General features: G+C 74.3%; 12 protein-coding genes. 6 read left to right on the top strand and 6 right to left on the bottom strand.

Annotation, left to right across the window (positions count from 1 at the left end; genetic code table 11):
• The first annotated feature begins 137 nt into the window (after window positions 1-137).
• Genes KBX39_RS09305 through KBX39_RS09315 form a run of 3 tightly spaced genes read left to right on the top strand, consistent with a single transcriptional unit; the run spans window position 138 to window position 2,290 of the window.
• Complete coding sequence (locus KBX39_RS09305) at window positions 138-977, top strand: rod shape-determining protein (RefSeq protein WP_064446272.1); 840 nt, start codon at window positions 138-140, stop codon at window positions 975-977.
• A gap of 2 nt (window positions 978-979) precedes the next feature.
• On the top strand, window positions 980-1,294 hold the full coding sequence (locus KBX39_RS09310) for a TraR/DksA family transcriptional regulator (protein ID WP_030501973.1): 315 nt from the start codon (window positions 980-982) through the stop codon (window positions 1,292-1,294).
• A gap of 48 nt (window positions 1,295-1,342) precedes the next feature.
• Window positions 1,343-2,290 carry an acyltransferase domain-containing protein gene (locus tag KBX39_RS09315; RefSeq protein ID WP_210870032.1) on the top strand — a complete coding sequence of 316 codons (948 nt, stop codon included), beginning with the start codon at window positions 1,343-1,345 and terminating at the stop codon, window positions 2,288-2,290.
• On the opposite strand, the gene KBX39_RS09320 is transcribed toward KBX39_RS09315, so the two are convergent.
• The 6 genes from KBX39_RS09320 to KBX39_RS09345 form a co-directional block, all read right to left on the bottom strand.
• Window positions 2,291-2,839 (bottom strand): adenylate kinase, encoded by a 549-nt coding sequence (locus KBX39_RS09320; protein WP_210870034.1) that lies wholly within the window; start codon window positions 2,837-2,839, stop codon window positions 2,291-2,293.
• Between the two features lie 46 nt (window positions 2,840-2,885).
• Window positions 2,886-4,109, bottom strand: a complete 1,224-nt coding sequence (locus KBX39_RS09325) for a multidrug effflux MFS transporter (RefSeq protein ID WP_043324765.1) — start codon at window positions 4,107-4,109, stop codon at window positions 2,886-2,888.
• 264 nt (window positions 4,110-4,373) lie between these two features.
• Window positions 4,374-6,518 (bottom strand): 2-oxo acid dehydrogenase subunit E2, encoded by a 2,145-nt coding sequence (locus KBX39_RS09330; RefSeq protein ID WP_210870036.1) that lies wholly within the window; start codon window positions 6,516-6,518, stop codon window positions 4,374-4,376.
• Window positions 6,515-7,417, bottom strand: a complete 903-nt coding sequence (locus tag KBX39_RS09335) for a thiamine pyrophosphate-dependent dehydrogenase E1 component subunit alpha (protein WP_043324767.1) — start codon at window positions 7,415-7,417, stop codon at window positions 6,515-6,517. The genes KBX39_RS09330 and KBX39_RS09335 overlap by 4 nt, the downstream gene beginning before the upstream one ends.
• Window positions 7,414-7,653 carry an acyl carrier protein gene (locus KBX39_RS09340; RefSeq protein WP_223201113.1) on the bottom strand — a complete coding sequence of 80 codons (240 nt, stop codon included), beginning with the start codon at window positions 7,651-7,653 and terminating at the stop codon, window positions 7,414-7,416. Before KBX39_RS09340 ends, KBX39_RS09335 begins: the two co-directional genes overlap by 4 nt.
• The gene (locus KBX39_RS09345) at window positions 7,650-8,660 is read right to left on the bottom strand and encodes a 3-oxoacyl-[acyl-carrier-protein] synthase III C-terminal domain-containing protein (RefSeq protein WP_210870038.1); all 1,011 of its coding nucleotides are present in this window, start codon (window positions 8,658-8,660) and stop codon (window positions 7,650-7,652) included. Before KBX39_RS09345 ends, KBX39_RS09340 begins: the two co-directional genes overlap by 4 nt.
• A gap of 138 nt (window positions 8,661-8,798) precedes the next feature.
• Between KBX39_RS09345 and KBX39_RS09350 the strand changes: the two genes are divergently transcribed.
• The 3 genes from KBX39_RS09350 to KBX39_RS09365 form a co-directional block, all read left to right on the top strand.
• Window positions 8,799-9,794: a lantibiotic dehydratase gene (locus KBX39_RS09350; RefSeq protein WP_282102378.1), complete on the top strand. Its 996-nt coding sequence runs from the start codon at window positions 8,799-8,801 to the stop codon at window positions 9,792-9,794.
• Between the two features lie 160 nt (window positions 9,795-9,954).
• Window positions 9,955-10,326, top strand: a complete 372-nt coding sequence (locus KBX39_RS09360) for an SCP2 sterol-binding domain-containing protein (protein ID WP_043328836.1) — start codon at window positions 9,955-9,957, stop codon at window positions 10,324-10,326.
• The coding region (locus KBX39_RS09365) for a glycogen debranching N-terminal domain-containing protein (protein WP_043328837.1) at window positions 10,326-12,385 on the top strand (2,060 nt) is incomplete at its 3' end. The genes KBX39_RS09360 and KBX39_RS09365, both read left to right, overlap by 1 nt.

Genomic DNA, 12,385 nt, shown 5'->3' on the forward strand with positions numbered 1-12,385 from the left:
CCGCGAGCGGCGACCCGCGGCGCGCCTGAGCCCCGGCCGCCGGCGCCGTCGAGCGAATCCGGCCCCGGCCCCCCGGCCACGCCCCTCCCCCGCACCGTCCACCGCCCGGTTGGGCACCTGATCCGAAAGAGGTCGGTATGCCGCATCCCGTCACCGTCGTCCGTTCTCCGGCGCGTACCGGTCTGCTGATCGGCCGCTCCCACACCACCCGCCCGCCGGTGGGCGCCGACGCGGCGCCGATCGCCGTGGACCTCGGCAGCAGCCTGCTGCGGATCTGGCTGGGTCCGGGCCGGACGCTGAGCGTCCCGCTCGGTCACGGCCTGCGCAGCCCGGTCGTGCGGCGCGGACGGATCGTGGACGGTCCGGCCTGCGTCACCGAGCTGCGACGCATCCTGCGTGACCACCGCGCGGCGGTACCGGTCGGCGCGCTCGTGGTCGCCTGCCGGCCGGTGCTGGCCGCGCCGGCCGAGCAGGAGGCGACGCGCCGCGTGCTCGCCGCCGTCCTCGCGCCGTCCCGGCTGCTGTTCCTCGACAGCGTCCGGGCGGGCGCCATCGGCGCCGGCGCCGCCGCCGGCACCCTGCTGCTCGCCGACATCGGCGCGCAGCTCACCGAGGTGGCGCTGCTGGAGGACGGCCGGGTCGTCGCCGCCCGCCGCGCCGAGGTCGGCACCCGCGACCTGAACCACGCGACGACCGCCGGCATGCTCGCCGACGCCGCCGCCCGGCTGGTCCGTGAGCTGCGGCAGGACCCGGCGCTGCGGCCCCTGGTCCGCACCGCCCTGGCCCGCGGCGCGATCGTCATCGGCGACGGCGCGACCCGGCCGGACGTGACCGCGCGCCTGGTCGCGAGGCTCGGCGCCGCCGTCCACCGCGCCGCCTCACCCCGGACCGCCGCCCTGACCGGCGCCGGCATGGCCGCTGTCTCGGCCCTGCGCCACCCGCACGACACCCAGCGCCGCCCGGAAAGGAGCGCCTGATCATGACGCACGCCCTGAACGACCGCACGGACACCCTGCGGGAACTGCTGGACCGGCAGTTCAACGAGTACACCGACCAGCTCACCGAGCTGACGCTGCACACGCGGCAGCCCGACCACGGCGGTCACGACCCGGACACCCTGCGCCGGCTGATCGAGGCCGCGCGCCAGGGCGTCGCGGACACCGCCCAGGCGCTCAAGCGCATGTCCGACGGCACGTACGGCGTCTGCGAGCGCTGTGGCCAGGACATCCCGACCGCCCGCCTGGAGATCCGCCCCGCGGCCCGCTTCTGCGTGCCGTGTCAGCAACGGCGCTGACGCCGCACGGGGCTGTCGGCGCGGACGCCGGCCGGTAGCGTCGTCCCCATGGACGTGGACGACGTCGCCGGCCGGCTCGGCGTGCCCGCCGAGGAGATCGACCGGGTGCGCCGGCTCGCCGGCGACCGGCCTTCCGCGCCGCTGCCCGCCCGGGCGGACGCGCCCGCGCTGCTGCGGCGGCTCGCGGTGCGCCCCGACGACGCCGCCGAGATCATGGCGGGCTGGCCGGACCCGGAGTCCCCACTGTGGACCCCGGAGCTGCGCTGGCTGCTCGACCGCTCGATCGCCCTGGTCCGGGCCGACCTCGGCGGCTTCGCCTGGCTGCCGCCGGGCCCGGCGCTGCCCCGCGACCGGGGGCCGGCCTGGCGGCACCTCTACGCCTACGCGTACCTGGCCCTGGTCGACGTCGTCCGGGCGTACCCCGCCGACCACGGCGTGCCCGACGAGGTTTCCTGGGCGACGCTCGCCGACCTGGGCAACAACCTCGCCGTCGACCGGCGGATGCACGGTGAGGGCTGGCCGGTCATGCAGGCATGGCTGACGCTGCACGCGCGCGGCGGCCTCTACGAGCTGGGCCGCCTGCAGCACCAGCGCGGCGACACCGGCGCCCTCGACCTGCACATCCCCGACTCGGGGCCGCTGACCCCGGCGGCGGTCGACGCGTCGCTGGACCGGGCCCGGGCGTTCTTCCCGCGCCACTTCCCCGACGAGAGCTACACCGCCTTCTCCTGTGGCTCCTGGCTGCTCGACCCACAGCTGAGCGAATACCTGCCGGAGGACTCCAACATCGTCCGGTTCCAGCGGCGGTTCACGCTGGAGCCCTACCAGCAGATGGACGGGCTGGACGGCGACGTCGAGGTGCTGCGCTTCGTCTTCCGCAGCCTGAACACGCCGCTGGACCGGCTGCCCCGCCGCACCGTCCTCCAGCGCGCGGTCATCGACCACCTGCGGGCCGGCCGCCACTGGCAGTGGCGTCGCGGCCGTTTTCCGATGTAGTCACGTCCCGCGCCGGTCCGGCACCCGGCTGCCGCGCGCCAGCCAGTCGTCGAGGGCGGCCGGGTCGGTGAACAGCAGCACCGGCGGTCCGGCCGGGTCGGCCGCCCAGGCCCGCAGGCGCCGGCGCGCCCGGCCGAACCCGGTGACGTGCCACACCAGCACCGAGTCGAGGGACAGCACGCTTCCCCACGACTCCCGGTTGCCGTTGCAGATCTCCTCGCCGCTGGCCAGCCGCTGCCGCGTACGCCGCACCAGCCGCCGGAACGAGACCCCGCGCGGGTAGTCCAGGCCGATCACCAGGTCGGCGCGGCCGAGCACCACGTCCCGCCAGCCGTGGTAGGCGCCGTCGAGGATCCAGCGGTCACGTCGGCAGATCTCCGCGATCCGCCGTCGCTGCTCGGCGACCGGCACCTCCACCCAGCCCGGCTCCCAGAGCAGATCGTCCACCGGATACCAGGGCAGGCGGTAACGCTGCGCCAGCCGCGCGGCCAGCGTCGACTTGCCGGACCCGTGGATCCCCTCGACCAGGATGCGGGCCGGGGCGGTCATGGCAGCAGCGTAGGCGCTGCCCGCACCCCGCGCGCCGGACGGTCCGTCAGTGCGCGACCGCGACCGCCGGATCCGCCTCCAGGCCGGCGAGCTGCGACGGCCGCACCACGACCAGCAGCACCGCCAGCGCCGCCACCATCCCGCCGGCCACCACCAGCGCCATCGCCACCGCGCCGGTGCCGAGCACGCCCACCAGCGGCGCCGCCACCGCGCCCACGCCGAACTGCACCGCGCCCAGTAGGGCGGACGCGGTGCCGGCCGCCTCGCCGTGGCGGGACAGGGCCAGCGCCGGGGCGTTCGGCATGGCCAGACCCGCCGCCGCCAGCACCAACCACAGCGACACCAGCAGCGCGGGCAGCCCGCCGAAGCCGGTCGCGGCGAACACCAGCAGCGCCAGCCCGGCCACCGTGCCCCCCGCCAGCGAGGCCACCAGGATCCACTGGGAGGAGTAGCGGCGCAGCAGCCGCACGTTGTACTGGGTCGCGCCGATCAGGCCCACCGCGCCCGCCCCGAACGCCAGCCCGAACTCCTGCTCGTTGAGGCCGTACCCGTCCTGGAGGACGAACGACGAGCCGGCCACGTACGCGAACAGCGCCGCCATGGCCAGGCCGGCCACCAGGACCAGGCCGACGAAGACGCGGTCCCGCAGCAGCCCGCCGTAGTTCATCACTGTCGCCACCACTCCGCCGCGCTGGCGGCGCGCGGGCGGCAGCGTCTCCGGCAGCGCGAGCGTGGCCAGCACGACGAGCAGCACCCCGAACACGGCCAGGACCACGAACACGCCACGCCAGTCCGTCCACCGCAGCACACCGCCGCCGAGCGTCGGGGCGAGGACCGGCGCCGCGCCCATCACCAGCAGCAGCCGGGACAGCATGGTGGCGAACGCCGACCCGCTGAACAGGTCGCGCACCACCGCCATCGCGACCACTGCGGTCGCGGCGACGCCGAGGCCCTGCACGACCCGCAGGACGCCCAGGACGGCGACGTTCGGGGCGACCACGCACAGCGCCGACGCCACGATGTGCAGCAGCAGACCGGCGATCAGCGGACGGCGCCGCCCGACCGCGTCCGACAGCGGCCCGATCAGCAACTGGCCGACGGCGAGCCCGGCGAGCGTCCCGGTGAGCGTCAACTGCACCGCCGCCGACGTGGTCGCGAAGTCCGCCACGATCGCGGGCAGCGCGGGCAGGTACATGTCGATGGTCAGCGGACCCACGGCGATCAGCGAGCCGAGGACGAGCACGAGCCTCAGGCGCTGGCTGCGGCTCATCAGGTCACCCGGGGTGGGCGTCGGGGTGGCATCGGTCGTCTGGGGCGTCCCGGCCCGGTCGTGCGACCGGGCGCGGGAGGGTGCGGCACTCACACAGTGAGTCAAATGCGCCCCCGGTGATCACATTCCCGTCTCGGCGAGAGGTAACGCAGGTCACGCGCCTACCCACCGGTGCGGCACGCCGCCGGGGCCGACGTCGCTGCCGGCGCCGGACGGGGACGAGGCGGCTGCGACGACCGCACGGCGGCCGATCCGGGGTGCCGGTCAGCGTTGCAGCACCTCGCCGAGCGCGGCCAGGTACGCCCCGGCCTGCGCCCCGTTCACGAGCCGGTGGTCGTACGCCAGCCCCAGGTCCGCCACCGCCCGCTCGCGTACCCCGCCGTCGCCGTCGAGCACGACCTCGCGGTGCACGTCCGGCACCGAGAGGGCGCAGGTGACGCCGGGCGGGATGATCGGCCGGGACACCGTGACGCCGGGTGTGTCGTTGAGCGCGACCAGGAAGTTCATGCCGGCCATGTCCTCCTCGCGGAGCCGGCCGCGCAGCGCCTTCATCCGCAGCGCGACCACGGCGTCAGCGAGGTCGCCGAGGTCCAGTCCGGCCGCGTCGCGGATCACCGGCAGGAACAGTCCGGTGCCGACGTCCACGGTGAGCCCGATCGACGGCGCTTCCGCGTCGACCACCAGCCCGTCGCCGGTGAGCCGGGCGTAGAGGGCACCGAACCGCTCGTGCAGCGCGGCCACGGCGGCGATGACGACCTCGGTCAGGCCGACCGTGGCGCCGGTCTCGTCGGCGGCGCGGCGGGCGTAGGCGAGCGCTGCCGTCACGTCGACGCGCACGGCGGTGAAGGCCACCGGGATCTCCCGGTGCGAGGTGGACACCACGTCGGCGATGCGGCGCTGCGCCGGTGGCAGCGGCCGTCCCGGCGTCGCCGTCCGCGTCCCCACGGCCTCCACCTGCTCCGGGTACGCCGCAGCGGGCGAGCCCAGCGGCTCTGGCGGGGCGGGCACGGCCGACTCGGGCAGGATCCGGCCGATGGGAGCGCCCGGGGCGCAGTCGACGCCGGCTGCCACGTCCTGACGCAGCACGCCGGCCCGCGTCGCCGCGAGTTCCTCGATCGCCTTGGACGTCTCGACCGCCGCGACCGGCTCGCCGGCCTCCACCGTGGCGCCGTCCGCGACCAGCCATTCCAGCAGCACGTAGCTGTCGTCGTTGGGGTTGAGCCGCGGTACGTCCACCGGGACGCCCGCCTGCGCCGCCGTCGTCGGAGCGGAGGGCGGCGGATCGACGGGTGACGGATCGGTGCGCGGAACCGGAACCGCGCCGGGCACGCCCGGAGACACGCCGGCCGGAGTCGCCGGGGCGTCAGCCGGTCCGCCCCGGTAGCCGGTCGCCACCGGCGCGGCGGGCAGGCGCATGATCCGGTCCAGGATCGCGTCGGTGCCGAGCAGCACCGCCTGTTCCAGGTGCGGCGCGGACGGGATGACCCGGTCGGCGGAGCTGACCAGCTCGACCGGGCCGCGCAGCAGCGGCCACGCCTCGGCGTGCAGGCGGGCCGCGACCTCGCTCCCCCACGTGCCGCCCGCGGTGCTCTCCTCGGCGACGATCACGCCGTGCGCGCCGTCGAGCAGGTCGCGCAGGCCGTCCACGTCCACCGGGTAGAGCCGTGCCGGGACCAGCACCTCGACCGTACGTCCCCGCTCGGCGGCCCGCGTGGCGGCGGCGATCGCCCGGTTGGCGACCCCGCCCGGCGCGATGACGAGCGTCGGCGCGCCGGTGGCGTCCGGGTCGTGGACGCGGGCCCAGTTGCCGTCCGCGCCGCGCGACTCGAAGGCGAGGCGGTCGTCGACGCGGCCGTCCACGTACCGCCGCTGGGTGTAGAGGATCTTGTCCTCGAACAGCATCGCCGGTTCGTCGCGGCGCAGCGCGGCGGCCAGCACGTCGGCCGCGTCGTGCAGCGGGGACAGCTCGTACAGCGCGAGGTGCGGGATGCCGATGAAGTGTTTCTGCGGGCTCTGGCTGTGCGTCGCGCCGTAGCCGCGCCCGCCGCCGACCGGGCAGCGGATCACCACCCGCATCGGGGTGCGCTCGCCGTACATGGCGACGGACTTGGTGATCAGGTTGAGGATCGGGTCGAAGGCGAGACCGGCGAAGTCCCCGAACATGATCTCGACGATCACTGTGTCGCCGCACAGCGCCAGGCCACCCGCGACGCCGGTGATGCCGTTCTCGCTCAGCGGCGTCGACAGCACCCGGTCGGGGTAGGCGGTGGAGAGTCCCTGGGTCACCTTGAACGCCCCGCCGTACGGGTCGGCGACGTCCTCCCCCAGCAGCCAGGCCCGCTCGTCGGCGGCGAACAGCGCGTGCAGGGCACGGTTGAGGTTGCGGCTCACCCGTTCCGCGCGCGTCACGCCGCCGCTCCGCGCGCGAGCGGCCGGGCCAGCACCTCGGCCGAGACCTCCGCGACCCGCTGCCGGGCCCGCGCGTCGGCGGCCGCGAACCGCTCCGGGTACGCCTCGGCGTACCGCTGGAGCCAGTCGAGGCGGCGCAGCCGGTCGAGTTCGTCGGCGGGCCGGGTGTCGTCGCCCTTGCTGTGCGGGCCGAGCCGGACCGTGTGCTGCACGAGCACGTGCGGCGTCCGGGTGGCGCGGACCCGCTCGACGTGCGGCGCGGCGGCGGCGCGTACCTCGGTGAGGTCGAACGAGCCGGACTCGCTGACGGTGATGCCGAACCCGGCGACCCGGCCGGCGATGGTGCCGGCGAGCTGCGCGGTGGTCGGGGTGGACTGGGCGATCCGGTTGTGCTCGACCACGACGAGCAGCGGCACCCGCCACAGCGCGGCCATGTTCAGCGCCTCGTAGACAGCACCCTCGCCCCAGGTCCCGTCGCCGATGTACGCCACCACGATCGCGTCCTGCCCGGTGCGGTTGAGGTGCAGTCCCACGCCGACAGCGGCGGGCAGGCTCTCCCCCTGCACGCCGGTGGACAGGAACCGGTCCCGGCGCAGGTGCTGGCTGCCGCCGTACCCGTGGCACACCCCGCCGTCGCGGCCGAGCAGTTCCGCCAGCAGGCCCTCCGGGTCGCCGCAGTGCGCCAGGTAGTGCCCGTGTCCGCGGTGGTTGCTGAACACGAAGTCCCCGGTCAGCAGTGGGGCCAGCGCTACCGGGACGTACTCCTGGCCGAGGCAGGTGTGCGTGGTGCCGGCGAGGTGACCGTCGGCGTACAGGCGCAGCAGGTGCTCCTCGAATCGGCGGATGAGCAGCCCCGCGTCGAGGTCGGCGTCGTCGAGCGGGGCCGGCGCGGCGCTCACTCCGGCACGCCCCGCTGGGCGAGCAGCGCGCGCAGGTCGCCCACCGACCGCACGGTCCGGATCTCCCGGGGCGTCAGCGAGATCCGGTACGCGTCCTCGACGGCCACGACGATCTGGAGGTGACGCAGGCTCACCCACGCGGCGGTGGTCGCGGGACCGGTCTGCGCGTCGACCTGGTCGACGGGCAGTTCCAGCACGTCGGCGACGAGCCGCACCAGCCGGCTGGACATGCTCATACCTCGATGATCGTACAGGCCCAGTGGGTGCCCCGGCCCAACGAGATCAACGCGACCCGGTCGCCCTCGTGCAGCTCACCGGCGTCGAGCAGGCGGCTCAGCCCGAACAGTTGGTCCGCCGCGCCGAGATGCCCGTACTCGGCGGCCAGTGCCCGGTTGGTCCGCTCCGGCGGCACCTTGTGGGCCTCGGCGAGCGACGTCATGGCGCGTTCGTTGTCGGCGACCAGGATCAGCCGCGCCAGGTCGGCGACGGCGACGCCGGCCCGCTCGCAGGCGCGTTCGGTGACCCGCACCATCCGCTCGTCGAGGTGGCGGGCATACTGCGCGAACTGCTCGGGGTCGTAGTCGAAGAACTCCATCACGTGCCACACGTCGCGGGCGGCCGGCGGCTCGGCGCCGGGTGCGAACGGCGCCGCGGCGCCACCGCCGTCGAGCCGGTAGAACCCGGCGTAGCGGCCGTCGGTGGCGGCCTCGGTGACCTGCCAGCGCAGCCGGGGGTGCCCGCGCCGGGCCACTGTGGCCACCGCGCCGTCGGAGAACACCATCGGCTGGGTCTCCATCCGGTTCCAGTACGCCTCGCAGGTCCGGTTGGCCGCGATCACGAGCGCGGTGTCGTACTCCGGGTGGGTGGCGAACTTGCCGGCGACGGTGTCGAGGCTGAGCACGCCGGTGGTGCACGCCTGGGTGAGCAGCACCGCTTCGGCGCCGGCCGCGCCGAGCCGGTACGCCAGGTCGGCGGCGGCGTCCCAGTAGAGGTGTTCGGTGAGGTCGGTGACGGCGAGCACCAGCAGGTCCACCCGCGCGGCGGGCAGCGTGGCGGCGTCCAGGGCGCGGCGGGCGGCCCGCTCGGCGAGGTCGGTCAGGCCGACGTCCGGCGCGGCGCGGTGCACCCGCCGGTAGCCGTAGCCGAGGACGCGGTTGACGTCGTCGGTGTACTGCGCCACCACGTCGGCGACGGGCGCCGGGTCGCCGAGCGCCTCACCGAAGGACACCAGCCCGAAGCTCATGCTCGACCGTCCCGCCGCAGATCCGCCGCTGCTTACCATTCCCCCATGCCCCGAGAGCATCTCACGTCCCTGCCCGGAACCCGTTGGCACGTATGGCGTTCCGCGTTGCTCCGGTCGGCCGGTTTTCCGGCCGGCGGGATGAGCCGGTTCGCCGCTCCGGCGCTCGCGGAGGCGGCCGACCGGCACCTGCGCGGGGACGGCGACGCCGCGGAGTTCGCTGCGGCGTTCGACGCCGCCGCTGCCGACCTCGGGCAGGCGGTCTACGGCATCGCCTGCGACGACGCCTTCCGTACGGCGCTGACCTGGCAGAACCCTGCGGTCCTGCTCGCCGTCGACGCGATCCGGCGCGACGGCCCGCACGCCCCGCGCAACCTGCGCCGGCGGCACCGGGAGGAGGTCGTCGCGAAGTACTGGCAGCGGTACTGCCTGAAGAACGACACGGTGGGCTTCTTCGGCCCGATCTGCTGGACCGAGCTGGGCGGTAGCGGTCCGATCGCGACGGTGCGTCCCGGCGCGGCGTTGACGCGTACCCGGAAGGTGTTCCTGGAGCGGTGGGGCCTGGACGCGCTCGCGGAGGCCTTCGCCCGCGTACCAGGCGTGCGGGACTGGCTGCCGGTGCGGCTGGCCCCGCACCTGAGCCTGCGCGACCGGGTGCTGCGGCGCCCGCACCATCCACCGCAGACGCTCCCGGCGGCGACCGCCGCGCTGCTTACGCTGGCGCGGCGCGGACCGCGCGTGGCCGACCTGGTCGCCGCGCTGCTCGCGGACCCGGCGAGCGGCTTCCGCCGGGCCGCTGACGTGCACGCGCAGCTCGACGACCTGGCCGGGCGCGGCGTGCTGCGGATCGGCTTCGACCTGCCGGTCGACCTCACCGCCGAGGACGCGTTGCGCGAGCAGCTCGCCGCGATCGGCGACGACACGGTCCGCGAGCGGGTGCTCGGCGACCTCGCGACGGTGAGCGACCTGCGCGACGCGGTGGCCGCCGCCGACCTGATGCGCACGTACGCGGTCCGCCGGCTCCCGGTGGTCGAGGACGGCCGGCTGATCGGCCTCATCTCCATGGGTGACCTGGCGGTCGAGCGGGAACCCCAGTCGGTGCTCGCGGACATCAGCGCCGACGACCCCAACAACTGACCTGACCGACGCGGTGACGCCGGCTCCCGGTTCGGGGGCCGGCGTTCCGCGTCACGCAGGCGACGCGGCGGTCACCCGGATCGGGCGAGGTTGACCGCGGAACGGGTGGGGACACCGCATCCCGGACGGAAGACCGCGGAACGCGGGAGGAGTCGCCCGGATGGTGGACATGGCCACAAGATTCTTCGAGGACCTGGACCGGCGGGGGTTCGAGCCCCTGTTGGTCAAGACATCCGGAACGCTGCGCTTCGACCTGCACGAGGGCCCGCACACCACGCACTGGCTGCTGGAGATAGAACGGGGCAACCTGCGGGTCCGGCAGGAGGACGGCGAGGCGGACACCGTGGTCGGCACCGAGCCGCGCCTCTTCGCCGAGCTGGTCGGCGGTGAGGAGAACGCCATCGCGGCGCTGCTGCGCGGCGACATGACTGTCGTCGGCGACCTCCGGCTGGTGTTGCAGGTCGAGCGGGTCTTCCCCGGTCCGCCGGACTCCCGGGGACCACGTCACACGTTCGGTGGGAGGGGCGCCTGATGCCCGGGCAGAACACCGTCCGCATCCTGGACGGCAACACGTTCGTGGTCAGCGAGGACAGCGGCGACATCGAGGCCACCCCGAACGAGCCGACGGGTCTCTTCTCGCTCGACACGCGCTACCTGTCGAAGTGGGTGCTCACCGTCAACGGCGAGCGGCTCAACGTCCTGTCCTACGACGACCTGCAGTACTACGAGGCCCGGTTCTTCCTGGTGCCCGGCATGGCCACGCACTACATCGACGCGAAGCTGTCGGTGATCCGGGAACGGGCGGTGGGCGGCAGCTTCCGGGAGACGCTGACCATCCTCAACCACGACGAGAAGGCGGTCGACCTGGAGGTCCGGATGGACGCCGGGTCCGACTTCGCCGACCTCTTCCAGATCAAGGACGAGATCCTGAACAAGAAGGGCGAGCTGTACGCCGAGGCCGAGTCGGACCGGCTGCGCCTGGGCTACCGGCGGGGCAACTTCCGGCGCGAGACCGTCGTCTCCGCCAACCAGCCGGCCCGCTACGACCAGCGCGGCTTCGCCTGGAGCCTGCGGCTGGAACCCAACGAGCAGTGGGACGCCGTCATCGACGTGCAGACGTTCGCCATCGGTCCCGGCGGCCGGGACCTGCGGATCGGGCTGCGCGCCCACGGCGTCGAGCGGCTCGCGCTCCAGCACGACCTGGAGGAGTGGATCAGCCGGGCCCCGAAACTGAACAGCGAGCACGAAGATCTCGCCGCGACCTACCGGCGGAGCCTGGTCGACCTCGCTGCGCTGCGCTTCTCGCCGCTGTCGCTCGGCGGGCAGACGCTGCCCGCGGCCGGCCTGCCCTGGTTCATGACCATGTTCGGCCGGGACAGCATCCTCACCTGCCTGCAGGTGCTGCCGTTCGCGCCGGAGATGTCGAAGACCACGCTGCGGATCCTCGCCGCGCTGCAGGGCACCCGGTTCGACGACTTCCGGGACGAGGACCCGGGCCGGATCCTGCACGAGATGCGCTACGGCGAGACCGCCGCGTTCGAGGAGCAGCCGCACTCGCCGTACTACGGCTCGGTGGACGCCACCCCGCTGTTCGTGGTGCTGCTCGACGAGTACGAGCGGTGGACGGGCGACGGGGCGCTGGTCAAGGAGCTGGAACTGGAGTGCCGGGCCGCGCTGAGGTGGATCGACAAGTACGCCGACCTGATCGGCAACGGCTACATCTGGTACGAGCGGCGCAACACCGACACCGGCCTGGAGAACCAGTGCTGGAAGGACTCGTGGGACTCCATCTCGTACGCCGACGGCACGCTGCCGCCGTTTCCCCGGGCCACCTGTGAGGTGCAGGGCTACGCGTACGACGCGAAGATGCGCGCGGCCCGACTGGCCCGGGTGTTCTGGGGCGACCACACGTACGCCGACCAGCTCGAACGCGAGGCCGCGGAGCTGAAGCGGCGCTTCAACCAGGACTGGTGGGTCGCCGACCGCGGCTTCTACGCGCTCGCGCTGGACCCGGACGGGCGCCAGTGCGACGTGCTCAGCTCCAACATCGGCCACCTGCTGTGGAGCGGGATCGTGGACGAGGAACGGGCGTCGAGTGTCGCCGAGCACCTGGTGGGGCCCCGGCTCTGGTCCGGCTGGGGGGTGCGGACGCTGGCCGAGGGCGAGGTCCGCTACAACCCGATCGGCTACCACAACGGCACGATCTGGCCGTTCGACAACTCGTTCGTCGCCTGGGGCCTGCGCCGGTACGGCTTCAACGAGGAGGCGGCCACCGTGGCCAACGGCATCCTCGACGCGGCCGCCTACTTCGACGGCCGACTGCCCGAGGCGTTCGGCGGCTACCAGCGGGAGCTGACGAAGTTCCCGGTGGAGTACCCGACCGCGTGCAGTCCGCAGGCGTGGTCCACCGGCGCGCCGCTGCTGCTGATCCGCACCATGCTGGGCCTGGAGCCGCACGAGGGGCACCTGGCGGTGGACCCGCGCCTGCCGATGGGCATGGGACGCATCGAGGTGCTGGACATCCCGGGCCGCTGGGGCCGGGTGGACGCGTTCGCCCGGGGCCGGCTCGACCTCGACGAACTGGCCGAATG

It is taken from the genome of Micromonospora sp. D75, assembly GCF_018070405.1.
GTDB lineage: Bacteria > Actinomycetota > Actinomycetes > Mycobacteriales > Micromonosporaceae > Micromonospora > Micromonospora chalcea.